Annotated in this window: 24 protein-coding genes, 7 tRNA genes and 1 pseudogene; 18 read left to right on the top strand and 14 right to left on the bottom strand. The window is 71.6% G+C overall.

Annotated elements, in window-relative coordinates:
- The first annotated feature begins 2 nt into the window (after positions 1–2).
- Entirely contained in the window at positions 3–395 is a 393-nt protein-coding gene (locus tag AC07F0_RS29095; RefSeq protein WP_478983031.1) for an NUDIX domain-containing protein, read from the top strand.
- 12 nt (positions 396–407) lie between these two features.
- On the opposite strand, the gene AC07F0_RS29090 is transcribed toward AC07F0_RS29095, so the two are convergent.
- Positions 408–1,862 (bottom strand): serine/threonine-protein kinase, encoded by a 1,455-nt coding sequence (locus tag AC07F0_RS29090; RefSeq protein WP_478983030.1) that lies wholly within the window; start codon positions 1,860–1,862, stop codon positions 408–410.
- 195 nt (positions 1,863–2,057) lie between these two features.
- Between AC07F0_RS29090 and AC07F0_RS29085 the strand changes: the two are divergent.
- The 4 genes and pseudogenes from AC07F0_RS29085 (at position 2,058) to AC07F0_RS29070 (ending at position 4,447) form a co-directional block, all read left to right on the top strand.
- Positions 2,058–2,328 (top strand): annotated as a pseudogene (locus tag AC07F0_RS29085) (hypothetical protein).
- A gap of 234 nt (positions 2,329–2,562) precedes the next feature.
- Complete coding sequence (locus tag AC07F0_RS29080; protein WP_436731441.1) at positions 2,563–2,772, top strand: hypothetical protein; 210 nt, start codon at positions 2,563–2,565, stop codon at positions 2,770–2,772.
- Positions 2,773–3,134: 362 nt separating this feature from the next.
- Positions 3,135–4,076 carry a phosphotransferase family protein gene (locus AC07F0_RS29075; RefSeq protein ID WP_478983029.1) on the top strand — a complete coding sequence of 314 codons (942 nt, stop codon included), beginning with the start codon at positions 3,135–3,137 and terminating at the stop codon, positions 4,074–4,076.
- Between the two features lie 80 nt (positions 4,077–4,156).
- Complete coding sequence (locus AC07F0_RS29070; RefSeq protein WP_082319853.1) at positions 4,157–4,447, top strand: TFIIB-type zinc ribbon-containing protein; 291 nt, start codon at positions 4,157–4,159, stop codon at positions 4,445–4,447.
- A 64-nt stretch (positions 4,448–4,511) separates the two neighbouring features.
- On the opposite strand, the gene AC07F0_RS29065 is transcribed toward AC07F0_RS29070, so the two are convergent.
- The 5 genes from AC07F0_RS29065 to AC07F0_RS29045 form a co-directional block, all read right to left on the bottom strand.
- Positions 4,512–4,583, bottom strand: a tRNA-Val gene (locus AC07F0_RS29065).
- A gap of 43 nt (positions 4,584–4,626) precedes the next feature.
- Positions 4,627–4,698 (bottom strand) — tRNA-Val (locus tag AC07F0_RS29060).
- Between the two features lie 25 nt (positions 4,699–4,723).
- Positions 4,724–4,795, bottom strand: a tRNA-Val gene (locus tag AC07F0_RS29055).
- 1 nt (position 4,796) lies between these two features.
- Positions 4,797–4,870 (bottom strand) — tRNA-Cys (locus AC07F0_RS29050).
- Between the two features lie 37 nt (positions 4,871–4,907).
- Positions 4,908–4,980: transfer RNA gene (locus tag AC07F0_RS29045), tRNA-Gly, on the bottom strand.
- Positions 4,981–5,158: 178 nt separating this feature from the next.
- On the opposite strand from AC07F0_RS29045, the gene AC07F0_RS29040 reads away from it, so the two are divergent.
- Genes AC07F0_RS29040 through AC07F0_RS29030 form a run of 3 tightly spaced genes read left to right on the top strand, consistent with a single transcriptional unit; the run spans position 5,159 to position 7,899 of the window.
- Entirely contained in the window at positions 5,159–6,202 is a 1,044-nt protein-coding gene (locus AC07F0_RS29040; RefSeq protein ID WP_478983028.1) for a chorismate-binding protein, read from the top strand.
- On the top strand, positions 6,199–7,020 hold the full coding sequence (locus tag AC07F0_RS29035) for an aminotransferase class IV (protein ID WP_478983027.1): 822 nt from the start codon (positions 6,199–6,201) through the stop codon (positions 7,018–7,020). Before AC07F0_RS29040 ends, AC07F0_RS29035 begins: the two co-directional genes overlap by 4 nt.
- A 54-nt stretch (positions 7,021–7,074) precedes the next feature.
- Positions 7,075–7,899, top strand: a complete 825-nt coding sequence (locus AC07F0_RS29030) for a GNAT family N-acetyltransferase (protein WP_478983026.1) — start codon at positions 7,075–7,077, stop codon at positions 7,897–7,899.
- A 41-nt stretch (positions 7,900–7,940) separates the two neighbouring features.
- Here the strand turns inward: AC07F0_RS29030 and AC07F0_RS29025 are convergent, their stop codons facing one another.
- On the bottom strand, positions 7,941–8,483 hold the full coding sequence (locus AC07F0_RS29025; protein ID WP_478983025.1) for a DsbA family protein: 543 nt from the start codon (positions 8,481–8,483) through the stop codon (positions 7,941–7,943).
- A 163-nt stretch (positions 8,484–8,646) separates the two neighbouring features.
- Here AC07F0_RS29025 and AC07F0_RS29020 point away from each other — a divergent pair, with 163 nt between their 5' ends.
- On the top strand, positions 8,647–9,084 hold the full coding sequence (locus AC07F0_RS29020) for a hypothetical protein (protein WP_478983024.1): 438 nt from the start codon (positions 8,647–8,649) through the stop codon (positions 9,082–9,084).
- Positions 9,085–9,496: 412 nt separating this feature from the next.
- On the opposite strand, the gene AC07F0_RS29015 is transcribed toward AC07F0_RS29020, so the two are convergent.
- Positions 9,497–10,057 carry a CGNR zinc finger domain-containing protein gene (locus tag AC07F0_RS29015; RefSeq protein WP_478983023.1) on the bottom strand — a complete coding sequence of 187 codons (561 nt, stop codon included), beginning with the start codon at positions 10,055–10,057 and terminating at the stop codon, positions 9,497–9,499.
- A gap of 312 nt (positions 10,058–10,369) precedes the next feature.
- Positions 10,370–10,783, bottom strand: coding sequence for an SsgA family sporulation/cell division regulator (locus tag AC07F0_RS29010; protein WP_004002642.1), 414 nt, complete (start codon positions 10,781–10,783; stop codon positions 10,370–10,372).
- A 191-nt stretch (positions 10,784–10,974) separates the two neighbouring features.
- On the opposite strand from AC07F0_RS29010, the gene AC07F0_RS29005 reads away from it, so the two are divergent.
- From AC07F0_RS29005 to AC07F0_RS28975, 7 genes are all read left to right on the top strand, one after another.
- A complete protein-coding gene (locus tag AC07F0_RS29005; protein WP_478983022.1) occupies positions 10,975–11,433 on the top strand; it encodes a TIGR02611 family protein in 459 nt (152 codons plus the stop codon).
- Between the two features lie 78 nt (positions 11,434–11,511).
- Positions 11,512–11,583, top strand: a tRNA-Val gene (locus tag AC07F0_RS29000).
- Between the two features lie 466 nt (positions 11,584–12,049).
- Positions 12,050–13,339, top strand: a complete 1,290-nt coding sequence (locus tag AC07F0_RS28995) for an ABC transporter substrate-binding protein (RefSeq protein WP_478983021.1) — start codon at positions 12,050–12,052, stop codon at positions 13,337–13,339.
- The gene (locus tag AC07F0_RS28990) at positions 13,339–14,340 is read left to right on the top strand and encodes a carbohydrate ABC transporter permease (protein WP_478983020.1); all 1,002 of its coding nucleotides are present in this window, start codon (positions 13,339–13,341) and stop codon (positions 14,338–14,340) included. Before AC07F0_RS28995 ends, AC07F0_RS28990 begins: the two co-directional genes overlap by 1 nt.
- Complete coding sequence (locus AC07F0_RS28985) at positions 14,337–15,230, top strand: carbohydrate ABC transporter permease (RefSeq protein WP_478983019.1); 894 nt, start codon at positions 14,337–14,339, stop codon at positions 15,228–15,230. Before AC07F0_RS28990 ends, AC07F0_RS28985 begins: the two co-directional genes overlap by 4 nt.
- Positions 15,231–15,236: 6 nt before the next feature.
- Entirely contained in the window at positions 15,237–15,827 is a 591-nt protein-coding gene (locus tag AC07F0_RS28980; RefSeq protein WP_478983018.1) for a hypothetical protein, read from the top strand.
- A gap of 114 nt (positions 15,828–15,941) precedes the next feature.
- Positions 15,942–18,677, top strand: coding sequence for an exo-rhamnogalacturonan lyase family protein (locus AC07F0_RS28975; RefSeq protein ID WP_478983017.1), 2,736 nt, complete (start codon positions 15,942–15,944; stop codon positions 18,675–18,677).
- A gap of 50 nt (positions 18,678–18,727) precedes the next feature.
- Here AC07F0_RS28975 and AC07F0_RS28970 read toward each other — a convergent pair whose 3' ends face one another.
- The 4 genes from AC07F0_RS28970 to AC07F0_RS28955 form a co-directional block, all read right to left on the bottom strand.
- Positions 18,728–18,934: a hypothetical protein gene (locus tag AC07F0_RS28970; RefSeq protein WP_031139070.1), complete on the bottom strand. Its 207-nt coding sequence runs from the start codon at positions 18,932–18,934 to the stop codon at positions 18,728–18,730.
- An 11-nt stretch (positions 18,935–18,945) separates the two neighbouring features.
- Positions 18,946–20,304 (bottom strand): type III PLP-dependent enzyme domain-containing protein, encoded by a 1,359-nt coding sequence (locus AC07F0_RS28965; RefSeq protein WP_478983016.1) that lies wholly within the window; start codon positions 20,302–20,304, stop codon positions 18,946–18,948.
- 246 nt (positions 20,305–20,550) lie between these two features.
- Positions 20,551–22,212 (bottom strand): helix-turn-helix domain-containing protein, encoded by a 1,662-nt coding sequence (locus AC07F0_RS28960; RefSeq protein ID WP_478983015.1) that lies wholly within the window; start codon positions 22,210–22,212, stop codon positions 20,551–20,553.
- A 144-nt stretch (positions 22,213–22,356) separates the two neighbouring features.
- The gene (locus tag AC07F0_RS28955) at positions 22,357–24,759 is read right to left on the bottom strand and encodes an SCO7613 C-terminal domain-containing membrane protein (RefSeq protein ID WP_478983014.1); all 2,403 of its coding nucleotides are present in this window, start codon (positions 24,757–24,759) and stop codon (positions 22,357–22,359) included.
- Positions 24,760–24,857: 98 nt separating this feature from the next.
- On the opposite strand from AC07F0_RS28955, the gene AC07F0_RS28950 reads away from it, so the two are divergent.
- A complete protein-coding gene (locus AC07F0_RS28950; protein ID WP_478983013.1) occupies positions 24,858–25,304 on the top strand; it encodes an SRPBCC family protein in 447 nt (148 codons plus the stop codon).
- Between the two features lie 39 nt (positions 25,305–25,343).
- Positions 25,344–25,415, top strand: a tRNA-Val gene (locus AC07F0_RS28945).
- A gap of 58 nt (positions 25,416–25,473) precedes the next feature.
- Here AC07F0_RS28945 and AC07F0_RS28940 read toward each other — a convergent pair.
- The gene (locus AC07F0_RS28940; RefSeq protein ID WP_436727964.1) at positions 25,474–26,202 is read right to left on the bottom strand and encodes a 3'-5' exonuclease; all 729 of its coding nucleotides are present in this window, start codon (positions 26,200–26,202) and stop codon (positions 25,474–25,476) included.
- Between the last annotated feature and the right edge of the window lie 154 nt (positions 26,203–26,356).

Genomic DNA, 26,356 nt, shown 5'->3' with positions numbered 1-26,356 from the left:
ACGTGGAACAGCGCCAGGCGATCGTCGCCGTACTGCGGCGCGGGGACCGCGTCCTCGCGATCCGGCGCGGCCCGCGGGTCGCCCGTCCCGGCTACTGGCAGCCGCTGAGCGGCAAGCTCGAACCGGGCGAGACCCAGGAGCAGGCGGTCGTCCGGGAGGTCCGCGAGGAGGTCGGCCTCACCGTCGTGCCGCTGGCGAAGGTGTGGGAGTCGGAGACCGACGACCGCCTCTTCCGTCTCCACTGGTGGACCGCCCGCGCGGACACGGGGGAAGTCGTCCCCGACCCCGGCGAGGTCGCCGAGACCCGCTGGGTCACGCCGGAGGAGTTCCTCGCCCTGGAACCGGTCTTCGACGGCGACCGCGAGTTCTTCGAACGGATCCTGCCCGAACTGTGACGGCGGCGGCCCTCAAAAACCGGCCCTACGGTGGGATTCCTGCGGTTCGTAGCCCTGCTGGACGTGCTCCTGCCGGGCCCCGCCTCCGTCGTCGCCGAGTCCCCGCGCCGAGCCCTGGCAGCCCTGCACCAGGGCGATGCCGACCGCCACCAGCAGAGTGACCACGACGAACACGAACAGCCGCTGCCGCAGCAGCCGGGGATTGGCGGGCCGCAGCCCGGTCCCGGTGTTCCTGGACGCAGGTCGTCCGGTACCGCTGTGGGGCGTGGGGCGGCTGCCGCTGCCGGACCGGGTTCCGTTGCGCCCGGTGGGCGTCGGCCGTGCCCCGGACCGCGACGGGGTGCCGCCGCGCGAGGCGCCGGAGCCGCGCACCGGAGTCCTGCCGCGGCTCCCACCGCCCGCCGCCCGGGAGCCGCCCCGCGCGCCGGCTCCGCTCTGGGAAGCCGGGCCGTCCGGCGACGGAGTGCCGTCCCCGGGCCCGGGGGAGCGCCGAGGCGGGGGAGTGCCCCGGCCCCGCTGCGCCCCGGCAGTCCCCGCACCCTGCTGTCCCTGCGGACGACGGCCGCGCTCGGGGTAGGTGTCGGTGAGCCGGTCGGTCTCGGCGCCGCGCGGTGCGGGCGGCCGGACGCCGGCGACGTCCTGCGCCTCGCGGGCCGCGATCTCCTTGAGCCGCATGGACAGTTGGAGTGTGCTGGGCCGTTCCTCGGGGTCCTTCGCCAGGCACGCCTGGACGAGCGGAGCCAATGCGTCGGGTACGCCGTGCAGCTGCGGTTCCTCGTGCACGACGCGGTACAGCATCACCTCGGAACTGCCGTGCCCGAAGGGCGAGTCGCCCATCGAGGCGTACGCGAGCGTGGCACCGAGCGAGAACACGTCCGTGGCCGGTGTGACGGCGGCCCCGCGCACCTGCTCCGGTGCGAGGAAGCCCGGCGAGCCGACCGCCGTCCCCACGTGGGTGAGCGTCGAGGCGCCGGTCGCCCAGGCGATGCCGAAGTCGATGATCCGCGGACCCTTCGGGGACAGCAGGATGTTGGACGGCTTCAGGTCCCGGTGTACGACCCCGGCCTCGTGCACGGCGACCAGGCCTTCCGAGAGGGCGGCACCGACGGCGGCGACGTCGGCCGCGCCGAGCGGTCCCTCGGCGGCGACCTTGTCGTGCAGGGAGGGGCCGGGTACGTACTGCGTGGCGAACCAGGGCCGGTCCGCGTCGAGGTCGGCGGCCACGAGCCGTGCCGTGCACCCGCCGCGGATGCGTCTGGCCGCCGAGACCTCACGGGCGAACCGCGAGCGGAACTCCTGGTCCTCCGCCAGATCAGGCCGGATGACCTTGAGCGCGACCCGCTGCCCCTTCTTGTCGGAGCCCAGGTAGACCACGCCCATCCCGCCCGCGCCGAGCCGTCTGTGAAGCCTGAACGAGCCGACGACGCGCGGGTCCTCGCGCCTCAGGCGCATCATCGCCATGTTCATCCCCGCTGCCCGGTCCTGTGACGAGCCACAGCTTACGTTTCCACAGCCGCCCGCGCGCAGAGGCCGCGCCCTCTCGGGGCGATGGATTGTCAGTGGTGGGTGGGTGACGTGAAGGGTGGTCAGGGGGCGTGCGAACAGGCCGCGTTCGCGCGGAGGATGACCCCAACCGCCTGGCCCGGGAGGGGGATTGGACCCGTGCAGGGTGACCGTGCGGCGATGATGGTGGACGCCGGCGACCCGACGCGCGCGTACGCGGTGGTGGCGAGCAGGGCGGGCCACAGGGTGGAGACGGCGGTACGCCGAAGTGTCGTGGAAGTGAGCGAAGTCACCGGGTGGGGGTCCCTCACGCCGTTCAGGCAGTGAGGGAGGAACAGTCGTGCGTACGGCCCGCTTCATGGCGAACCGGGTGCCGGCCCTGGTCGAACAGCCCATTCCGAGGGAGGAAAAACCGAACAAATCGGGGTGAGCCGGGCGCCCCGTCGGGGAAGACCCTGAGACCACGGTCTCCGTCTCCACCCAGGGGAGTACATCGCTGGTGACGGCTCATCCTCCGGGAGGCCCGGCAATCGGTACGAGGGCATGACGCCCGGGACGGGCCGGACACCTAGATTTGAGGTCAAGCGGCGGGTGCAGCACTCGTCCCCCGAGGTCAGACACCCGCCGCTGCCAACGACAACTGAGAACGGTCAGGAGAAGGACCATGGCCCACACGGCACCGCGGGCACTGATCCGCGATGAGGGACGCAAGGTGTACGCCGCCGCGTTCCGCTCCCGCCGTCAGGGCCGCCGCCACCCCGTGGTGGCGACGCTGATGGCCCTTCCCCTGGCGGTCCTGCTCCTCCTCGTCTTCGACGGGTGGGAGACAGTGGCCACACAGGCGTCGTCCGTGGGAGAGATGCTGGGGCGCTGAGCGGCGACCCCAGGCCCGGAAGAGCGGTCCGGGCGGGGACATCCCACCCATGAAACCCCGTGGGGACGGGGGTGCGGCGGACGGCACAAATGCCGGCGCAGCTGGGGAGCTGCGCCGGCATTACCCTTTCCACGCGCCTGCGCGGGTGCGGCCCGCCGGCCGGCCCTGCGGGCAGTCGTGCCTCCCCCCCCAGTGCCTCAAGGGAGGGCCTGGGAGGTGCGCCCAGCCACCCCCTCGGGCTCAGCCGTCGGCGGTACCCGTTCCGCCGGGCCGCGCGCCCACCCGGCACCGGCACCGACGCCGAGCACCTGAAGCCGACAGCGCCTTACCGCCCGGGCCCACCTGCGCGTACTCTCGCCCCGGTGAACCCCGCCCCCGCCCTGCTCGTTCAACAGCTCACCGTCAAGGCCCGAGCCACCGCTCACGCACGCTCCTCGGCCTGCCCCTGCGGCGCAGCCACCCTCGCGGACCGCCCCGACGGCATCGTCGTACGCCACGCGGACACCGTCGCGAAGGCTCACCCCGAGGACACCGACCCGGCCGAACTGACCACCCGCCTCGCCCTCGCCACCGACCACCCCGGCATCCTCCTGCCACCTCTCACCCCGGCCCCGGCCGAGCTGCACGACCGCCTCGTGACGTTCTGGCCGTACGGCACCCCGGTCGACCCGGACACCCCCGACGCCGCCCCCTGGGAAGCCGCCGCCACCCTCCTCGCCCGACTGCACCGGACTCCGGCCCCGCCGGGGACGCCCACCATGCGAGGCCCCGCCAAGGCGGCCCACGCCATCGCCCGGCTCCGGGACGCCGGCCCGCACCCCGCCGCGCTCCCCGTCCTGCGCGCCTGGGACACCCTCCCCGCCTGGGCCCGGGCCGAGGCCCCGATGCCGCAGACCGGCACCCTGTGCCACGGCGACCTCCACCTCGGCCAGCTCGTACGCCACCCCGCCCCCGAAGGCCCCTGGCAGCTGATCGACGTGGACGACCTCGGCGTCGGCGTCCCGGCCTGGGATCTCGCCCGCCCCGCCGCCTGGTACGCCTGCGGACTGCTCCCGCCCGGCGACTGGGCCCGGTTTCTCGCCGCCTACCGCGCCGAGTGCGGCCCAGCCGTCCCGGCCGACGGCGACCCCTGGCCCGCCCTGGACGTCCCCGCCCGCGCCCTCACCGTGCAGACCGCGGCCCGGGCCGTCGCCAAGGCGGTCGCGGCAGGTCGCGCCCTGGACGAGGTGGAGCAGTCGGTCGTGGACGCCTGTGACCGAATGGCTACCGTCCCGCCACAGTTGGCGCAGGAGCACGCGAAGTAGGGTGCAACCGACCACAAGCCGGACAGAGTCTGTCCTGGCGACACACGAAGCAGGACCGACCGGCGAGGAGTTGAACCACCATGCAGTGTCCGAAGTGCCATGCCCCGATGCACACCTACAACCGCAACGGTGTCCAGATCGAGCAGTGCAGCGGCTGCCGCGGGATCTTTCTCGACTACGGCGAGCTGGAGTCGCTGACACGTCTGGAGGCCCAATGGTCGCAGTCGGCCCCGCCGCCCCCGCCTGCCCCGCAGGCCTACCCCGCCCCGCCGGCCCCCGCCTGGGGCGCCCCGCACGGCGGTCACGGACACCATGGCCACCACGGTCACCACCGGCAGAAGAGCTTCGGGCGCATGCTGTTCTCGTCCTGACACGGCGATCACCACACGACGAAGCCCCCGGCCGATGCGTACGGCCGGGGGCTCCGGTGTGGTGTGGACGATACTGGGATTGAACCAGTGACCTCTTCCGTGTCAGGGAAGCGCTCTCCCGCTGAGCTAATCGTCCTCGGGACCGTGACCACCGACTGCAGCGGATCACGGGCACTGCGTGCGCGATACTGGGATTGAACCAGTGACCTCTTCCGTGTCAGGGAAGCGCTCTCCCGCTGAGCTAATCGCGCGGGTCGGATCTTGGAGCAGATCCAGTGGACGATACTGGGATTGAACCAGTGACCTCTTCCGTGTCAGGGAAGCGCTCTCCCGCTGAGCTAATCGTCCATGGAGGTGGAGACGGGATTTGAACCCGTGTAGACGGCTTTGCAGGCCGTTGCCTCGCCTCTCGGCCACTCCACCAGGAGTGCAAGGGGCCGGGAAGCCCCCTGTTCCTTCGAGCGGACGACGAGGTTCGAACTCGCGACCTCAACCTTGGCAAGGTTGCGCTCTACCAACTGAGCTACGTCCGCTTGTCGTTTCGGTCCGCTCTCGCGGCCCGGCGACGAGTTGAACTCTAGCGGATTCCGGGGCCAGCACAAAAACGCGTTTGTGCAGCGTGCTGCGCTTCCCCTGCTCAGGGCGGTCGCAGGGCCTCACGAAGGGACATCCGCCGGTCACCCGCGGGACACCCGCCATAGACTCGACTGCGTGCTCGACCTCCCTCCTCTCGCCCGCTTCGGCGACCGTGTCGCCACCGGGCTCCTCGACGTCACCCACGATCCCGCAGCCCTGGAGTCCAGCGGTTTCTGGGCGGTCTGCGCCGACTTCGAGGGCCGTCTGACCTGCGCACGCTTCCAGGACGTGCGGCAGGCGGCCGTGCCCGCCCCCGTGCCCGGCGCGTGGCGGGGGCCGACGGTGGGTGACTGGACGTCGTCGCTCGACCGCACCGCGTACACGGCGGCGGTGCGGCGGATCCGTGAGTACATCGCGGCCGGCGAGGTCTACCAGGCGAACCTGTGCCGGGTACTGTCCGCGCCCGTCGCGCCCGGAGCCGACGTGGACGCCCTCACGTCGCTGCTGGCCCTCGGCAACCCGGCACCGTATGCAGGAACGATCCGCCTGCCCGGTCACGGCGTGGAGATCGCCACCGCGTCCCCCGAACTGTTCCTGCGGCGCGAGGGACGCGTCGTCGAGTCCGGGCCGATCAAGGGCACCGGCCGCACCGAGACGGACCTGCTGGAGAAGGACTACGCCGAGAACGTGATGATCGTGGACCTGGTCCGCAACGACATCGGCCGGGTCTGCGCCACCGGCAGCGTGACGGTGCCCGACCTGTGTGCGGTCGAGAAGCATCCGGGGCTGGTCCATCTCGTGTCGACGGTCCGCGGTGAGCTGGGGGAGGGGACCGGCTGGGCCGAGCTGCTCGCCGCCGCCTTCCCGCCCGGCTCGGTCACCGGCGCGCCCAAGTCGAGCGCGCTGCGGATCATCGACGCGCTGGAGACCGCGCCCAGAGGGCCGTACTGCGGGGGGATCGGCTGGGTCGACGCCGATCGGCGGGCCGGTGAGCTGGCCGTCGGTATCCGTACCTTCTGGATCGACCGGGCCGACGGCATGCTGCGCTTCGGTACCGGCGCCGGCATCACATGGGGCTCGGATCCCGAGGGGGAGTGGCGGGAGACCGAGCTGAAGGCGGCCCGGCTGCTCGCGATAGCGTCGGGAGCGTATGAGGTGACTGGAGAGGACCTGACGTGAAGATCTGGCTCGACGGCGGCTTGCAGGACATCGAGTCCGCCCGCGTCTCCGTCTTCGATCACGGGCTGACCGTGGGCGACGGCATCTTCGAGACGGTGAAGGCCGTGGACGGCCGGCCGTTCGCGCTCACGCGGCACCTCGACCGGCTGACCCGGTCGGCGCGCGGCCTCGGGCTGCCCGACCCGGACCACGACGAGGTGCGCCGCGCCTGTGCCGCCGTACTGGAGGCCAACCCCATGCCGCTCGGCCGCCTGCGCATCACCTTCACCGGCGGCCACGGCCCGCTCGGCTCCGACCGCGGCGAGCACGGCCCGACCCTCGTCGTCGCCCTCGGCGAGACGACCCGCCGTCCCGACTCCACCGCCGTGATCACGGTCCCCTGGACCCGCAACGAGCGCGGCGCGCTCGCCGGCCTGAAGACGACCTCGTACGCCGAGAACGTCGTCGCACTCGCCCGCGCCCGCGAACAGGGCGCCTCCGAGGCCCTGTTCGGCAACACGGTGGGACAGCTCTGCGAGGGCACGGGGGCCAACGTCTTCGTCGTCCTCGACGGCGAGATCCACACTCCGCCGCTCGCCTCGGGCTGTCTCGCGGGCATCACGCGCGCGCTGGCGGTCGAATGGACCGGCGCCGCGGAGACCGACCTGCCGCTGGACGTCCTGGAGCGGGCCGACGAGGTCTTCCTGACGTCGACCCTGCGGGACGTGCAGGCCGTGCACCGGGTCGACGACCGTGAGCTGCCCGGCACGCCCGGCCCGGTGACCGCCAAGGCCATGCGGATCTTCGAGGAGCGGTCCGGGGACGACCTCGACCCCTGACGGCTCCCGCTTATTCGGCTGACCAGGGCCGTGGTTGCGGGTAGAACACCCCTGATGACCACGACCCTGCGGCCGACCGAGCCGCTTCAGCAGAACGCCGACGGGACGCGCTCACGCCGCTACCAGGTGTGCGTGAACAGCCGTCCCGTAGGGGCGATACATCTCGGCACGCATCCCGTGTTCGGTGACGCCGTGGCCCGGATCATGAAGCTGCGCATCGAGGAACCGGACCGCAGGCGCGGCCGGGGCACGGTGGCCGCGCTGGCCGCCGAGGAGGTGGCACGCGGCTGGGGGTGCCGCCGCATCGAGGCGACCGTGCCCGCGGACTCCGAGGCGGCGTTCCGGCTCGCCACCGCCCTTGGCTACGTCGTCCGCAACCGCGGCATGGACAAACCCCTCGGCGACACCCCGCCACAGCTGCCGGAGGGCAGCCGTGCCCGGCCCATGACCGAGGCGGAGTTCGGCCCCTGGCTGGAGAAGGGCAAGGAGGACTACGCGCAGAGCTGGATCGAGCGGGGCGTCCCGGAGGCCGAGGCCCGCGCCAAGTCGGAGCGGGACCACGCCACTTTGCTGCCCGACGGCCTCGCCACCCCCGGCATGCTCGTCAGCGTCGTGGAACACGAAGGGAAGGCGGTGGGCACCCTGTGGCTCGCCGTGCGCGAGGACAGCGCCTTCGTCTTCGACGTCGAGACCCACGCCGCCCACCGCGGCAAGGGCCACGGCCGCACCCTCATGCTGCTGGCCGAGGCCCAGACGATCGTCGAAGGCAGGCGCACCATCGGCCTCAACGTCTTCGCCGGAAACACCCCGGCCGAGCGTCTCTACGCGTCGCTCGGCTACGAGACGAAGCTGTACGCGATGTACAAGCCGCTGTTGTAACGGCCCGGCGGCCCGGCCGGGCCGGGGTGAGGGCCGTCGGGTCAGCCCTGCTGCTCCTGGTCCTGCTCCGTCCCGGCCAGCAGCCGGTCCGCGATCTGCTCGATCCGCTCGCGCAGCCCCTCCTGGCTCTTGCCTCCGTCGAGCCGCTCACCGCCGATGACGTACGTCGGGGTGCCGGTCACGCCGACCGCCTTGCCCTCGGCCTGGTCGGCGTCCACGATCAGGGTGTGCCGGCCGTCGATCAGGGCGGTGTCGAACTCCTCGGCGTCCAGGTCCAGCTCGCGGGCCAGCTCGACCAGGAAGGGTTCTCCCTTGCGGCCCAGCTCCTCGACCCGCCCCAGGAGCGCTTCGGCGTACTCCCATCCCCGGTCCTGCTCCCACGCCTCCTCCGCGGCCTGGGCGGCGGCGAAGGCGTGCTTGTTCTTCTCCAGGGGGAAGTGCCGCAGCCGCAGCTCCAGACGGTTGCCGTAGCGGGCGCGCAGGGCACGGAGGTCGTCCAGCGCGGTGCGGCAGTCCGGGCACTGGAGGTCGCACCAGACCTCGAGGACGGGGGCGGCGGCAGGGGCAGAGGAGGAGTCGCTCATACGGACAGTCTCCCAGGCCGTGCGCCGGCACCGGCACCTGCGGAGGAGGCGACCCGGAGATCTCCCTGATGTCGGGCCCGGGCATGGCCGCCCGGGGGGAGGCGGGTGCAGGATGGAAGGGACGAAGTGCCCCTTCCCGACCGCGCCACGCCTGGAGGACCGGATGATTGCCGAGACCGTCTGCTCCGCCGTGTCCGCGGCAGGCCTGGGCATCGCGGCCGTCACGGCGTACCGCAAGCGATTCCTCGCGGCCACCCGGATCGCTGCGTACTCGCTCGTGCCGATCGGCCTGGTGATGACGGGCGTCGTCGAGTGGCTGGCCGACACCGCGCTGAGCCTGACCGCCTGGGCGGGCTTCGGGGTGCTCGCGGTGGCGTGGGTGCTGTTCATGACGACGCGTCTCGTGGAGCGCCGCCGCGGCGGCACCCGCAAGGAGCGCAGGGCGGCCCGCGCGGCGGCCCGAGCGGACACGGTGGCTCCGGCGGCCTCGGCGCCCTCCCTGAGCCAGGGGGCCGGCCCGGCCGCCCGGCCCGCCGCGTCGTCCCGGGGGGACGACGACTTCAGCGACATCGAGGCCATCCTCAAGAAGCACGGCATATGACGACCGCGTGGCGGCTGAATCGTCACAGTGGGTCCGAGGGCGCGCGGAAGTGATCACAACCTGATCCGGACCTCGCGGAATCGGTGCATACCCGTACGGAACGAGGCCGCTGATCGCGTCCGGCCGGTGACTGCGTCATCATCGCCGCGAGATGCTGGACACGACGGAACAGAGCGACCCCGCGCCGCCGCAGGACGAGCCATGTCCCCGGCAGGACGAGCCACGTGGTTGCCTCTTCGCCCTATCCCAGCCACCGCTCATGATCTTCCTTGCGGTGATCGGGACTCTGCTGCTCATGGCCTCGTTGCACGATCTGCTGTTGCTGTGAGCCGTACCCGCGGTACCCGGCGCCACCCGCCGGGACCGCGTCGGCATCGATGATCCGCCTGCCACTCGCTTTTTGCGGTGGCGGTCAGCCCGCCGCTTCCTTGCGCCGCGCCCGGTACGCGGCCACATGCAGGCGGTTCCCGCAGGTCCGGCTGTCGCAGTAGCGCCGCGAGCGGTTGCGGGACAGGTCGACGAAGGCCCGCCGGCAGTCGGGCGCCTCGCACCGCCGCAGCCGCTCCTGCTCCCCGGCGACCACGAAGAAGGCCAGGGCCATCCCGCAGTCGGCGGCCAGGTGGTCGGCAATGGAGGCGCCGGGTGCGAAGTAGTGGACATGCCAGTCGTAGCCGTCGTGGTCCGTGAGCCGGGGTGTGGTGCCCGCGGCGGCGACCAGCTCGTTGATCTGGGCTGCGGCGGCCCGGGCGTCGGGGGCGGCGAAGACGGCGGCGAACCGCCCGCGGATCTCGCGCACCGCGGAGAGGTCGAATTCCGAGAGCACTCCCACGTCGCTGATCTCGTGGTTTCGTACGAAGTCCGCGAGGGTCGACACGTCCGGCAGCCCGTCCGGCGCCGTGTCGTCCTCCGGCGCGGTGTTCACCAGATCGACCACGGTGTCGAGGGCGCACCGGGTGTCGTGGGTGATCAGCACGATTCGCTCCCTGGCCTGGGGGTCGGGCGGGCGCCCGCCGATGGTGGCCGATGGTAACGGCTCCACCCCCGCCGGACCGCCCTCATGCCCGCACACGGCTTCGAATACAACGCCGCCGGGCAAGCCAGGGTTCCCGCCCGGCCTCCGGGCAGCGGAAGGCCGCGCTGCGGGCCTCCATCCGGCGGCCCACGCGAGCCGGCGCCGCACCGCGTGATCCGCGGTGCCGACGCCGGTGTATCCCGTATGCGGTTGTTCTGGCCCGAGCCGTCTCCCCGAGTCGACGGCGCCGGGCTGCTCGGTGAGCGCCTCGCTCTAGCTTTCCGCCAGGATGTGCGAGAGCTCCTGATCGAGGTCGAAGTGCCGGTGTTCCGTGCCGGGCGGCACGGCGGCGTCGGTCCGCTTCAGGAAGGACTCCAGAGCCCGTGCCGGGGCCTCGAGCAGGGCCTCGCCCTCCGGTGAGCTCAGGGCGATGCACACGACGCCCTGACCGTGACTGCGCGACGGCCAGACGCGGACGTCGCCGGTTCCGGTAGGGCGGTGAAGCCCCTCGGCGAGGAGGTCGCGGGCGAACACCCACTCGACGGTCTCCTCGGCTCCGGTGTGGAAGGTGGCGTGCACGGCGTAGGGGTCGGCCGTGTCGTACCGCAGGCCTGCGGGGACAGGCAGGGAGGACTCGCTCGACACAACGAGGCGCAGGTGCAGCTCGCAGCTGACCGTGGTGTTCATAAGCGCCAGGGCCTTTCGCTCAGTGTGCGCTCGGGGATTCGCACGTCGGCGAAATCGACATGCCACCTACGGTGCCGTTGTAAACCCCTCTGAGTGTTTTGCGTGCCTTTACGTAACTCTTCCGGCCGAGAGATCGTTCGCGCCGTGCGTCCATTCCGGTGACTGGTTTCGCTCGGGTAGTGTTTGCCCGTATGAATACGGGGAGTGACGAGCCGGGCGAGGTGGCCGTGGCGGCGGACGAGACGGGGACGGACGAGGCGCGCAGCGAGCAGGAGCGGGCGCTCGGCTCCCGGGCACCGGAATTCGTCAAAGCGCGCCGGCTGCTGCATGTGAGCTGGCAGGTCGGCATCTTCATCATCGGGCTCGCGGTCGTCGGGGCGGGCATCATCATGCTGCCCCTGCCCGGACCGGGCTGGGTCGTGATCTTCGGTGGCATGGCGATCTGGGCGACCGAATTCGTGTGGGCCCAGCTGGTGCTCCGCTGGACCAAGCGGAAGGTCACAGAGGCCGCGCAGCGCGCCCTCGATCCCAAGGTGCGGCGCCGGAACATCATCCTGACGAGCATCGGGCTGGTGATCGTGGCCGTACTGGTCGGCATCTACCTGTGGAAGTTCGGCATCGTCATGCCGTGGAAGATCAAGGACCAGTGAGTCGCGGCGGGGTGCCGAGGCCGGCCCGGCGCTGGTCACAGGCACCCCCTGACATGGGGTAATGTTCTTCCTGCGTCCGGGCGATTAGCTCAGTGGGAGAGCGCTTCGTTCACACCGAAGAGGTCACTGGTTCGAACCCAGTATCGCCCACCGGATCGGCGGCCCACCTGCGACTGTGCAGGTGGGCCGCCGTCGTTCGAGGTCCGGGCCGCCCCGCGCCGGTGCCACCCGTCCCGGGCCGTCGAGCGTCCGGCCGGCCCTCTCGGGCGTTCGGTCGGCGTCCTCGGACATCCGGCCGCGTCCTCCTCAAGGACACAAACCGGTCACCTTCCGTCCGGTCCCGCACCACCCGCCCCGGCGTCGCCTTTCGGTCGCTCCGGAAAGCCGTGCGGGCGCCCCCGCCCCGTTCGGCCCGCCGACCGCACCGGCCCCACCAGTGACGTCACCCCGGCGGCCCCGGCGTACCACCGTCCCGCCCCGCCTCGCCGTCGGCCCGCTCGGTAAGAAAATCTTGTCCGAATCATTGACGCACCCTCAGCCCCTCCGTAACTTGTGCCAGCAAGCGCTTACTTGAAACGATTCATGCGAGCGGGACGATGTGCGGGGAGGGCCAACCGTGGTGAACGGCAGGAATGTTGAGAGACGTACGATTCTGAAGGCGGCCGGGGCCACGGCGGCCACGCTGGGGCTGGCGGCGACCACCGGCTGCGGTGGCGACGGAGGGACCTCCGCGGACGGGACGGTGACGATCCGTTACGCGTGGTGGGGTGCGGAGGACCGCGCCGAGCGCATCAACAAGACCATCGCGCTCTTCGAGAAGAAGTACCCGAAGATCAAGGTGAAAACGGACTTCCAGCCTTATCTCGACTTCTGGAAGAAGTTCAACACCCAGGCCTCCGGCGGAAATCCGCCGGACGTCTTCCAGAATGCCATCGGGTTCCTGCGCAAATACGACGCGAAGAACGTGCTGCTCGATCTCAGCGAGCAGGTCAAGGCCGGCAACCTCCGGATGGAGGGATTCCGCGCCGGATTGGAGAAGTTCGGCGAGATCGACGGCAAGCTCCTCGGAGTTCCGGTCGGTTCCAACTCGATGGCCCTGGTCATCGACAAGCCCGTCTTCACCCGGGCCGGTGTGAAACCGGAGCAGGGCTGGACCTGGGACGACTTCGACGCGGCGATGAAGAAGATCCGCGACAGGACGGGCCGCGCCGGCGACAGCGGCATGTACGGCGTCATGTACCTCTACGACCCCTACCTGCGCCAGCAGGGCAAGGCGTTCTTCACCGAGGACGGACTCGGCTTCACCGAGGCCGATCTGACGGAGTGGTGGACGAAGGCCAAGAAGGGCGTCGAGGAGGGCGTCTACGCCGACCCCAAGAAGGTCGCGCAGATCAAGCCCAAGTCGGCGGTCGCGGCGGAGCTCGCCGGCGGCGAGTTCACCTGGGACAACTTCACCGTCCGCTACACCTCCGAGGGCAAGAGCGAGTACGGCCTGGCGCCCATCCCGACGACGGACGGCAAGAAGACCGGCCAGTACCTCGGCTCCCTCATGCTGAGCGCCTCCAAGCGCACCCAGCACCCCAAGGAGGTCGCCCAGTTCATCGACTTCATGGTGCACGACCCCGAGGTCGCCAAGATCATGGGCTACGACCGCGGTGTGCCCGCGACACAGGCCCAGTTCGACGCGTACAAGCCGACCGATCCGGTCAACAAGGCCATCGCCGAGTACGAGCAGTCCCTCGTCGAGGCGGGCGTCCTGGAGCCCATCACCCCGCACCCCGAGGGCGCCGACATCTGCGAGGCCGCGTTCCTGCGCATCTCCGAGGAGATGGCTCTGGGCAAGCGCTCGGTGGACGACGCCGTCAAGCAGTTCTTCACCGAGTCGAAGACGGCTCTCGGCAGCTGATGGGAACCACCGTGACACACGCCCCTGCGATGGAGGGCCTCTCCCAGGACTCCGAGCCGCGGCACGGTCCGGTGAAGCCCGTGCGCCCCGCCGCCCTCAAGCGGCGGCGGCGCCGGGAGAACCTGGCCGGCTATCTCTTCATGTCTCCCTGGATCGCCGGGTTCCTGCTGCTCACCGCGGGCCCGATGGTCGCCTCGCTCTACTTCGCGTTCACCGACTACAACCTGTTCGACGCCCCCAAGTGGATCGGCCTCGACAACTTCTCCGAGATGTTCGGCGACCCCCGCTGGCGCCACTCGGTGCAGGTGACGCTCTGGTACGTCGTCGTCGGAACGCCGCTCAAGCTGCTGGCGGCCCTCGGTGTGGCCCTGCTCCTCGCGCAGCAGCGGCGCGGACAGGCCTTCTACCGGGCCGCCTTCTACGCGCCGTCGCTGATCGGCGCGAGCGTCTCCGTAGCGATCGTCTGGAAGGCGATCTTCTCGGACGACGCGATCGTGGACCGTACGCAGAAGATCTTCGGGGTCGACGTCGGCGGCTGGACCGGCGACCCGGACATGATCATCTACAGCCTGGTGGCGCTCACCGTCTGGCAGTTCGGCGCCCCCATGGTCATCTTCCTGGCCGGCCTCAAGCAGGTCCCGCGCGAGCTGTACGAGGCGGCCGAGGTCGACGGGGCCGGCAAGCTGCGGCGGTTCTGGAACATCACTCTGCCCATGATCTCCCCGGTGCTCTTCTTCAACGTCCTGCTGGAGACGATCCACTCCTTCCAGATCTTCAGCTCGGCGTACATCGTCGGCGGCGGCGCCGGAGGCAACGCCTGCGGTCCCGCGGACGGCTCGATGGTCTACACCTGCTACCTCTACGTCCAGGGTTTCGAGAACAGCCGGATGGGCCTGGCCTCCGCCATGGCCTGGATGCTGCTGGTCGCGGTCGCCCTGGTGACGGCGGTGCTGTTCTGGTCCCAGAAGCGCTGGGTGCACTACGAGGAGGGCGCCCGATGAGCGCGCAGGCCACCGACATCACTCCGGCCCCCGCCGCGCGAGCGGGCGGACTGCGGCACAAACTGCCCGGATCCCTCGCCTGGCACATCGGCTCCCTGCTGGTCCTGGCGGTGATCCTCTATCCGGTGATCTGGGTCATCGGCGGATCGCTCAAGAAGAGCGAGGACATCGTCGGCAGCCTGGACCTCTTCCCGGGCGACCCGATCATCTCCAACTACACCAGCCTCGCCGACGGCATCGCCGACATCTCGATCTCCACCTTCTTCTACAACTCGCTCTTCCTCGGCGTCGGTTCGGTGATCGGGATCCTGGCGTCCTGCTCGCTGACGGCCTACGCCTTCGCGAGGATCAGGTTCGCGGGCCGCAATCTGCTGTTCACGCTGATGATCGGCACCCTCCTGTTGCCGTACCACGTGCTGCTGATCCCGCAGTACGTGCTGTTCCGCAACATGGAGATGATCAACACCTACACACCGCTGCTGCTCGGCAAGTACCTGGCCACGGAGGCGTTCTTCGTCTTCCTGATGGTGCAGTTCATGCGCAACATGCCCAAGGAACTCGACGAGGCGGCCCGGCTGGACGGCTGCGGGCACTTCCGCATCTACTGGTCGATCATGCTGCCGCTGTGCCGGCCGGCCCTGATCACCAGCGCGATCTTCACGTTCATCAACTCCTGGAACGACTTCATGGGCCCGCTGATCTACCTCAACGAGCCCGACAAGTACACGGTCTCGCTCGGCCTGAAGATGTTCGTGGACCAGGACGCCGTGGCCAACTACGGCGGCATGATCGCCATGTCGCTGGTCGCGCTGTTGCCGGTGCTCGCCTTCTTCCTGGCCTTCCAGCGCTATCTGATCGACGGCATGGCCACGTCCGGTCTGAAGGGCTGAGTGAGCATGGCCGGGACCCGGGTGAAAGCACGGGGCGAGTCGCTGCTCGCCGAGCGGTTCGCGGTGTTCGCCGAGTGCCTGCTGACCGGTGTGTGGATCGCGGTGGCCTCGCTGGGGGTCGTCACGTATCCCGCCGCCTTCGCCGCGGGTGCGCGGCACCTACGGCGCCGTACCGCGCACGAGGGCGGTGGCCGGCGGGAGTTCGTCGCGGACTTCCGCACGGCCGTGCGCGGCGGGTGGCTCGCCGGGCTCGCCGGATGGGCCGCGCTGGCCGCGGTCTGGGTGGACGTCCAGGCGGTCCGTGCGGGGATTCCCGGCGGGCCGCTGGTCGGGGCCGTCGGCGTGTGCGCGCTGATCGGCCTGATCGTGGCCGGGCTGCGGGCGGCGGCGGTCTGGGAGCCGGGGGTCCGCTGGCGGACGCTGCTGGCGGCGGCCTGGCGCCGGACGGTGCTCGACCCGGCCGGGTCCTTCCTGATCATCGGCGGACTGGCCGTGGTGGTCGTGTCCGCCTGGTTCGCCGCGCCGCTCGCGGTCCCCGTCCTCGGGGCCGTCGCGGCGGCGGCCGTGGCCGTGGAGGAGCGGTACCGGCGCCGCTGAGCGGCGGTTCCTCCCCTGCCGGGCCGGCGCCCCGGGTGCCGCGCCTCTCTCTGTCATGCCCCTGACCAGCGCACGGAATCGCTTCCCGCACGGACGAGGAAAGGCAGCAACGCCATGTCTCCCATCCCCCGCAGGTCCCTTCTGAAGGCGGCCGCCGTCGCCGGAGCCGCCGCCCAGTTCAGCTGGGCTCTGGGGACGCAGGACGCGCAGGCCGTCCCCAGAGCCGAGCCCGCCGACGCCGACCCGGTGACCCTCGACTGGCTGGAGGACGGCGGCCTCGGCGCGGCCCCCGGCTCCACCGTCGGCGTCCCCTGGCCGAAGGGCACCTACCAGAAGGACCAGACCTTCGCGCTGACGGACGCGCACGGCAAGGCCGTACCCGTGCAGTCCTGGCCGATCGCCTACTGGCCCGACGGCTCCCTCAAGTGGACCGCCCACGCGGTCGGTTCGGGCGACGGCAAGCTCACCCTCACCGCCGGGACGCCCGCCGCACCGGAGAAGAAGGTCACCGTCGACAGAAGCGGCGGCACCATCGACGTCTCCACCGGCGTCATCACCGCCAGGATCGGCAAGTCCGGCTCCACGATCGTCAAGTCGGTCAGGCGTGGCTCGACGGAGATCGCCAAGAACGGCCGGCTCGTGCTGATCCGCCAGCCCGAGATCGAGGACGAGGACCAGGGCGCGGTCAGGACCGAGCGCTTCGACGGCGCCGTCGACAAGGTCACCGTCGAGCAGGAGGGCCCGGTCCGCGCGGTCGTCCGCATCGACGGCAAGCACCGCAGGGGCAGCCGCGGCTGGCTGCCCTTCTCCATCAGGCTCTACTTCTACGCGGGCGCCGACTCCTTCCGCATGGTGCACACCATCACCTACGACGGGAAGCAGGAGCCCGGCAAGGCGAGCGGCGACTTCATCCGCGGCCTCGGCGTCCGCTTCAGCGTGCCCATGCGCGACGAGTCCTACGACCGGCACATCCGCATCGGCGGCGAGGGCACCGGCCTGCTGCGCGAGGCCGTCAAGGGCATCACCGGCCTGCGCCGCGACCCGGGCGCGGCCGTGCAGGCGGCGCAGTACGAGGGCAAGAAGCTGCCCGACCCGGCCACCTGGGACCAGCGGGTCACCACCCGGCTGCAGTACATCCCCGAGTGGGGCGACTACACCCTCTCCCAGCTGTCCGCCGACGGCTTCACCCTGCGCAAGCGCACCAGGAAGGGCCACGGCTGGATCGCGGCCGGCGGCGGCCGGCGCGCCTCCGGCTTCGGGTACGTCGGCGGCGTGAGCGGCGGATTCTCCTTCGGGCTGCGCGACTTCTGGGAGAAGTTCCCCGCCCAGCTCGACATCCGGGACGCCCACACCGACGAGGCCGAGGTCACCCTCTGGCTCTGGTCCCCCGAGGCCCAGCCCATGGACATGCGCTTCTACCACGACGGCATGGGCCAGGACACCTTCCCCGAGCAGATCGAGGGCCTCAACATCACCTACGAGGACTACGAGCCCGGGTTCGGCACCCCCTACGGCATCGCCCGCACCTCCGAACTGCTCTTCTGGGCCAACGAGTCCACCCCGAGCGCCGAGCAGCTCGCCGGGCAGGTCGAGGCCGTCCGCGTGCTCCCGCAGCTCGCCGCCCCGCCCAAGCAGCTCATCAAGGCGGGCGTCTTCGGCAAGGGCCTGTACGCCGAACCCGACCGCTCCACCCCCGCCAAGGCCAAGATCGAGGACCACCTCGACTTCCTCTTCACCTACTACAAGGACCAGGTGGAGATGCGCCGGTGGTACGGCTTCTGGGACTACGGCGACATCATGCACACCTACGACACCGTCCGGCACCAGTGGCGCTACGACGTCGGCGGCTACGCCTGGGACAACTCCGAGCTGTCGCCGGACCTGTGGCTCTGGTACGCGTACCTGAGAAGCGGCCGCTCGGACATCTTCCGCTTCGCCGAGGCCATGACCCGGCACACCGGCGAGGTCGACGTCTACCACCTGGGCAAGTGGGCGGGCCTCGGCACCCGGCACGGCGTGCAGCACTTCGCCGACAGCGCCAAGCAACAGCGCATCGCCAACACCACGTACCGGCGCTACTACTACTTCCTCACGGCGGACGAACGCGTCGGCGACCTCATGCACGCCAACGTCGACTCCGACGAGACGTTCCTCGCCCTCGACCCGCTCCGCAAGATCCGCACCGAGCCGTACACGCCCGACCGGCACGCCCTGTCGATCGGCTTCGGCACCGACTGGAGCGGCCTCGTCTCGGCGTGGCTGACCGAGTGGGAGCGCAAGGGCCCCAAGTGGGAGAAGGCCAAGGCGCGCGTGCTGTCCACGATGGAGACGATCGCCGCCCAGCCCAACGGCTTCGTCCAGGGCAGCGGTCTGTACGACCTGGACACCGGCAGGTTCGCCGTCGCCGCCCAGCCCAAGGTGGAGGTTTCGCACCTGTCGGCCGTCTTCGGGCTCAACGAGCTGTGCGCCGAGCTCATCGACCTCGTGGACGTGCCGAAGTTCAAGGAGGCGTACCTCGACTACTGCCGCTACTTCAACGCCACCAAGGCCGAACAGGCGGCCCGCTACGGCAGCAACTTCGGCTCCCTGATCCTCTTCCAGGGACACTCGCGCCTCGACGCCTACGCCGCCGTCCAGTCCGGCGACGAGAAGCTCGCCAAGCGCGCGTGGGACAAGTTCTACAACTCCGACGGTTACAAGGAGTCGGCGCCCTGGAAGACCGAGAAGCTCAGCGGCCCGCTCACGCTGGTGCCGGGCAGCGAGGCGCCCTGGGTTTCCACGAACGACACCTCCCTGTACGGACTCGCCGCGATCGAGAACCTGGCGCTGCTGGGGGACAGGATGCCGTAGCGGGGGACTGGACCGGCGGATCCCGTGGCGAGTCATCGGGATCCGCTCGTCTAGTCGATGATCTGGTTGAAGAACAGGACGGCCGGGGCCACGACCCCGCCTCCGACGCTCACCGCGACCGGCCACACGTTGCCTGCCAGCGCCGCCAGAACAGTGGCACCGATGCCGACCAGGGCTGCCAGCAGGAAGACGATCGCCGCGCGCTGACTGAGGAGCGGTCCGTCCCGGCCGGGCCCTCGACGGTCGGCCTGTGCCACCCCGGTGCTCCTTACCCGACGCCGTGAGCGGGCTCGTGCGCCCGTTGCCGCGGGGGCGCGCCGTGGCCACCCAGGACGGGCACCGGCACGTCCCAGGGGTCCTGCGCGGGACGCAGGAGTTCGAAGCGGACACCGCCGTCACCGCTCGTCCGGACCCCGTGCACGGCGGGTTCGGGCAGGCTGTTGTAGTGGAACGGCGTCGAGAAGTAGTAGGCGCCGGTGTCCGGGACGGCGATGATGTCGCCGGGCTCCAGGAGGGGCAACGCGCGGTCGCGCGCCAGCAGGTCCCCGGCGAAGCAGGCGGGGCCCGCGATGTCCTGGCGGACCGGTCCGCCCCGCTTGGCCCTCCCGCTTCGGTCGTGCGCCTCGATCCGCAGGGGCCAGGCGTCGGGATGGAAAACGGTCCGGGTGGCCACCTGCACACCGGCGTGCGTGACCGCGATCGGCCGCCCGCCCATGCTCTTCGTGTACTCGACGTACGCGGCGGTGAACCCGTTCTTGGCGAGGACGGAACGCCCGAACTCGGTGACGATCTCGTACCCGCCGGAGAACAGCACGGGCGCCTGGGCACGCAGCTGCCGGACGTACGTGTCGAAGGTCGGCGTGATCTCGTCGTCGGCGAAGTTGACGGGCAGTCCGCCGCCGATGTCGATGCCGACGACCTGGCGTCGTCCGAGCGAGGCGTTGACCTCCTCGGCGAACGCCACGGCCTGCGCGACCCCGCCGGCCATGAGGTCGAGCGGGCAGCCCTGCGACCCGGCGTGCGTGTGCACCCAGGTCAGCCACGGGTGGTCGTGGTAGGCGCGCAGCAACCGCCGTCGGCTTCCGGGGTCCGCCAGAGGGATGCCGAATTTCGACGTGCTGGTCGCCGTGCTCATCGCGGCGATGCTTCCGCCGCCGAGCTGGGAGTTGACGCGTACGCCGATCCTCGACACCGGCACGCGGTCGCCCAGGACCCGGTCGATCCTGGCCAGTTCCTGGTAGTTGTCCGCGTTGACGGCCACACCCAGGTCCAGGGCACGCCGCAGTTCGGCCTCCGTCTTGGCCGGAGAGTCGAAGACGATCCGATCCGGCGCGAACCCGGCGGCCAGCGAGCGGGCCAGTTCACCCGCGGTGGCCACCTCGCAGCCCATGCCGAGCCGACGCAGCTCCGCCAGCACCGGCACCAGACAGTTCGCCTTGGCGGCGAACGCGTGCAGTACACGGGGCGACGAAGGGAAGGCACGGTGAAGGGAGCCGACCGTCGCGGCGACGCCGTCGAGGTCGACGAAGGCGACCAGCTGGGACCGCTCGGCGTCCAGCAGTCCCTGCAGCACCGCTTCCTGGAGGATCCGTTCGCGCCGCTCGGCGGCGGGGGTCAGTCCGGTCATGGTGAGCCTTCCGGTGTCGTACGCGCAGCACCCGGGACCGCCCCGGGGTGGAGTACCAGACTGTTGTCCGCACCGGGACGGTGTCTTCGTCGAGTCGTCAAAGGCGAGGCCCTCGCCCACGGCGGTGGAACGCAACAACCCCTCGGCCACGCCTGGGCCTTGTGCGGTACGACGAAGGGGAGGCCCTTCGATGGTGATGGCGGCCAAGCGGTGGACCGCACGTGGCCGCACCTCGCTGCCGGGCGCTCAGGGGCGTGCGCCGTCGGCGTCTCCACCCAGACGCAACTGCAACTGGGCGAGCAGCCGGGCGTCGGGGCTCTCCAGGTCCAGCCCCGACACCTGCGTGATCCGGCGCAACCGGTAGCGCAGGCTGTTGGAATGCACACCCAGCGCGCGCGAAGCGGCGGACACGTCACCGAAATGGTCGAGGTAGGCGCGCAGGGTCTCCACCAGGCAACTGCCGCTGTGAGCGGCGTCGAACTCTCTCAGCCGGGCCACCGAGGTCCGCGGCGGCAGCGCCACCTCACGCAGGGCGTCGACGACCTGAAGGATGCCCACCGTGTCCGCGACGTCCTCGCTCCGCGCGACGACGCGTGGCCCGGCGGCCGCGAGGAGCGCCCGGAGGGCCCGCTCGGCCGACCGGCGTGACGCGGGCGTCCGAGCCAGCCCGGGGACCACGTCTCCGAGCCCCACCTTCACCGACGAGCCGATCGTCGCCGACAGTTGTCCGGCCAGCGATTCGCCGAGCCGCGTCACCTGGCCGTCGGCCCGCCCCGGGTCGCGCTCCAGCCCGCTCAGCAGTACCAGGATCCTGCCCCCCGCCGGGACCACCACGACGCGGTGGCCCAGGGCCGCGCAGTGCAGGGTCAGCAGCCCGTACAGCCCGGACGGGTCGTCGTCCCCGTGGCGGTCGGACCCGGTTCCCACCGCCAGGACGGCACAGGGCTCCCGGGGCGGCAGCGAGGCCCGCTCCGCGAGCACCTCGACGGATCCGCGGTCCTCCAGCAGCGCCCGAGCCGCGTCCTCCAGCAACCGGCCGTCCGAGCTGTGGGTACGGTGATGCAGCAGGTGGGCGGCGGCTGTCCGGGCCGCCGCGCGCAGGGTCTCAGCGGCGTTCGGGGACAGCGGGCGGCCGGCGACCGCCGCCACCCAGATGGACCCCAGCGCCTCTCCGCCCGCCCGTACGGCGCCGACCAGACGCTCCGGGTCCTGGCCGTGGGCCGGCCGGTGCAGCACGTCCCCCGCACCCCACAGCGCCTGGAAGAACCCCGCCTCCCGCATGGCCGCCACACGCCAGGGCGGCACGCGACGACCGAGGATGGTCAGTCTGCGCATCTCGTCCACGTTCTCCTCGGTGGAGGAGTACGCCAGTACCCGGGAGTCCGTGTCCTCGATGGTCACCGAGCCTCCCACCAGGGCCGCCACCGCATCGGCCAGTGACTCCAGATCGCCCAGGCGCACGCCGATGGTCGCGGGCATCGGGGGTACACCCGCCGCGGCCAGTCCCGCCCTCAGCAGACCCACGAGTTGTGCCCAGGTGCACCAGGCGGTACGGAAGAGCACCGCCGTGCCGCCCTCCTCAGCGGCCGCCCGCAACGCTCGTGCGGTGGGCTCCGGGCGCCCCGGGCCGAACACCACACCGGCCGCACCGGCCTCACTCGCCCGGCGCACCACGTCGACCGCATGCGCCGACCGCGGGTCGACGCCGACCGCGAGCAGTAACTCCCGCGGCCTGATGACGGGTTCCAGGGCGTCCAGCACATGGACGCCGGTGACGCTCGTCCGCAGTCCCTCCGGGGCCGTGTGCAACTCCACGGCTCCCGCCCCCACCACCGAGAGCAGGTGCTCCAGTGTTCCCCGGTCCTCGGCGCCCGTGCCCCGCCCCGCCGATTCCTCCAGGTCCGTCATGATGCCTCCCCCGTCCCGCCCGACCGTGTCGCCTGCAGCGGCCGATCGGGAAAATATGACATCACGGGCCTTGTCCGCAGTCGAGACACCCGTACGGCACGCGGAGGCACCGACGGCGCGAGCACCAGGGTTGGTGCCTCGGCACTAGTTCATCCTCCCCAGAACCTCCCGCACCCGCCGGACGTCCCGGATCCGCTGCTCGTACGTGGCCCCGAGTGCGAGCAGCAGGAGTCCGGCGAGGGCGGGAGGCGCCCAGCGGGGGAGTGCGCCGGTCACCTGCACGACGTACGGGGCGAGTTCGTGCAGCGTGACCAGGGCGAGCACCGAGCCGCCCAGCACCAGCGGAGCCTGGAGGTGGTGCCGGGCACCCAGGAGGGTGATCAGCAGGGCCGCCGTGCCCAGCAGCAACGGCCGCGTCCAGTGCGGGTCGCCCCAGGCCGCGACGAGGCTCGGCAGGAGCGTGGCGGCGAGTCCGGGGCCGTAGGCCGTCCAGGAGGAGAGCTGCGGGTCGCGGCGCCTGCGCAGGGCGCCGACGAGCAGCGCCGGAATGGTCACCGGGAGCGTGTACGCCTCGGGCGTGCCGACCTCCCACGCGGCCAGGCGCACCCAGGCGGCCAGCACGAACAGGGCGGTGGCCGCGTAGCCGACGGGACGGCGGTCCCCACGCAGCGCCGTGCCCGAGGCGATGACGCCGCACAACGCCAGCACCAGGGCGAGCAGCGGCGGATCGGTGACCGCGAGGCCCACGGCCAGCAGCCCGGCGGCGGCGCCCACCGCCTCGACCGGCACCGTCGCCCGCCACGCGGCCAGACGCGGCGCGAGCAGGGCGGAGGCCACGGGAACGACCAGGACCAGAAGGGCGGTCCGGGCCGGCGGCCAGTCCACGGCGCCACCCGTCGCCGCGGCGAGGGCGGCGGCGTACACCAGGGCGGCCGGAGCCGCGAAGGGAGCGACGCCCGAGCGCCACGAGGCCGCGGCGAGCAGCGCCGTCAGCAGGGACAGCACCACGAGTGTCGCGGTCTGGGAGGCGAGGGAGACCAGGGTGAGGTCGGCAGCCGTGACCAGGGCCAGGACGAGGGCCGTGGTCCGCGCACCGGACGCCGTGGTCCGGCCCAGGTACAGCGCGGCCGCCGTCATGACTCCCAGGACCGCCAGCCCCGCGAGGTAGGGAACCGTGAGGATCGCCGGAAGCAGCAGCGCCGCGGTCCACAGCAGACCCAGCGCACCGAGCCGGGCACGCGGGCGCCACTGTTCCGCCCGGACCACCGAGGCGAGTACGGCCGCGACCGCCAACAGGACGACGGGAGCCGCCGGCGCGTCCGACGGCCAGGGCGCCTCGACGGCGACCGCCGCACGGGCGTCCGACGGCGCACCGCTCCACACCCGGCCCAGCCAGCCGGTCGGCCCCATCACCACCAGCGCGACGACGGGCAGCGCCCACAGCAGAGACAGCGCCTGTACGACGGCGGAGGCCCAGGCGACACCGTGCCGCACCGCGTCCGGCAGCAGCCGCCCGGCCCGCAGCCCCGCCAACAGGGCGACGCCGAGGGCCAGATGGACCAGCACCACCCACTGCGCCGGCACCGCGAAGCGAGCCACTGCGCCGAGCGCGCCCACGGTGAGCAGCCCCGAGGCCGCCGCGAGACCGAGGGCGTGCCGTGCGCCCGAAGCCGAAACCCGCCAGGCCGCGCCCAGCGCGATCGCCGCCGCGAGGAGGAGCAGTCCCCCGGCCCGGCCGGCAGCACCCGGGCCGCCGGCCGTCACGGACAGCCAGCCGGCCGCCAGAACGCCCGAGCCGCCCGTGCCGTACGCGCCGACGACCGCGCAGATCCGTACGGAAACGGCCGGCACCCGCACCGCGGCCACCGAGTCGAGGCCGGCCGTCACCAGCAGCGCGCCACTGATCGCATACGGATCGGCGCCGGCGGACAGGGCCCACAGCAGCAGCGGGAACTGGGCCGCCGCCAGGGCGCAGGGCAGGGGCAGCCGCAGCGCGGCCGTGGCCGGCAGCAGACCGTACGCCGACCAGACCCCCGCCAGCACCGCTGTCGCGGCCGCCGCGTACCCCGTCCCGTCGGTCCCGGCGAGAGCAGCCTCGTGCAGGGCGTAGGCGTCCAGCACGGTCAGCGCCAAGCCGAGACCCGCCACGGACTCGGCCGTCGACCGCAGCCCCCGCTTCAGCAGGAGCGCCGGCCCGGCGAGGGCGGCCAGCGTGACCGCGCCGAGCACCAGCGCCCGCCCGGTGATCCCCATCTGACCCCAGCTGACCAGCGTGAACACCGCCGCCGCGAGCGTGAGCAGCACACCGCCGAGCACCAGCAGCACGTTCTGCACGCTGGGCGCGGCGGTCTCCGGGCGGGGCGGCGCGGCGGGCGGCGGCTGCGTCCGCGTCTGAGCCCCCGCCTGCTGCGGTTGTTGCTGTGTCTGTTGCAGGGCCGCGACCAGCCAGGCGCGACGGGCCAGCAACTGGCTGCGGCGGGAGTCCAGTTGCCGGAGTTCGGCATCGAGGAGCCGCAACTCCTCGGCCGGGGGCGGAAGGTGCGTCATGACCGGCAGTGTGGTCGGCGTCACCCCCGTACGGCATGAGTGCGGATACTCAGGCGCGTACTCAGACAGCCCGCACCGCACGTGGGCAGACTGCCGTCATGGACTGGAACCGCTACCGTTTCCGCGCTCTGTGGACCCTGGCCGCGCCGCCCGCTGCCGTGTACGAGGCACTGGAGCGCGCCGAGGACTACCCCCGGTGGTGGCGCCAGGTCAAGGAGGTGACCCGGCTCGACGACACCACGGGGGTGGTCCGGATCCGCTCCGTCCTGCCGTACGACCTGACCTTCACGGCGCGGGAGGTGCGACGCGACCCCGCGGTCGGCGTGCTGGAGATCGCCCTGTCCGGCGACATGGAGGGCTGGGCACGCTGGACGGTCACCTCGGACGGGGCGGGGACTGTCGTGCGGTACGACCAGGTCGTCGACGTCCGCAAGCCGCTGCTGCGGCGGCTCGCCGTGCCGTGCCGGCCCGCCTTCCGGGCCAATCACCGGCTGATGATGAGCACGGGAGCGCGCGGACTGGCCAGGCACCTCGAAGCGGTTTGAAGGAAACGTGCCGGGACCTGTATTGTTCAGTGCGTTCCCGGGCGATTAGCTCAGTGGGAGAGCGCTTCGTTCACACCGAAGAGGTCACTGGTTCGAACCCAGTATCGCCCACCGGAAACAGCCGGTCCGTCGCAGACGGACCGGTTTTCTCATGCCCCGTACCAGGCGCTCAGGCCGCCGCCGGCAGGTCCGGACGCAGCGGCCACGCCGGGTCGACCGATTCCTCCACGCCGCTGCGCGCGAACCACGCCTGGAGCCCCCGGGCCTGCGCCGCGTGCCACACCGCCTGAAGCGTGTGCAGCTCACCGGGGGCCAGGCGCTCCAGCCGCGACGCGAAACGCCGGCCCACCGCCCGGGTGACCTCCAGCGCCGCCACGGCGTCGGCCGCCGCGTCGTGCGCGCCCTCCAGGGCGACGCCGTAGTGCGCGCACAGATCCGTCAGGGTGCGGCGGCCCTTGCGGTAGCGGTCCAGATGCTTGTCCAGGACCCTCGGGTCGAGCACGCACAGCGGCGCCGACTCGAACCAGCGGCTCAGGGCCGAGGCGCGATGACGGCGCAACTCCCGGTCGAACAGGGTCAGATCGAACGGCGCGTTCATCACCACGACCGGGCGGCCGACCTGCGCCTGCTCGGCGAGCGCCTCCGCTATCTCGAACATCACGGGCGCCGGCCACCGGCCGTTGCGCTGAAGGTGTTCCTCCGTCAGCCCGTGCACCGCCGTCGCCTCGGCGGGCACCGGCACGCCCGGGTTCACCAGCCAGCGGCTGACCCGCGGGCGGAGGCCCGGGGCGTCCTGGACGACGACGGCGGCCGACACGATGCGGTCGGTCTCGACGTCCACGCCCGTCGTCTCCGTGTCGAAGGCGGCCAGCGGCCCCTCATACCAGCACGTCGTCATAGCCACAACAACCCCTCGTTCACCCTCGGCAGTTGACGCACCGTCCGCTGCCCGATCCGGTGATACCCGGCCTGTTTGCGCCGTACGCCGGACGGAGACAACAGGAGTACGGGTCCGCGCAGTTCAACGGACCGTACGGGGACTCGACTGTTGG

Source organism: Streptomyces sp. NPDC045955 (genome assembly GCF_056430805.1).
The sequence above is the reverse complement of the archived record's forward strand: the minus strand, read 5'-3'. Positions and strand labels throughout refer to the sequence as shown.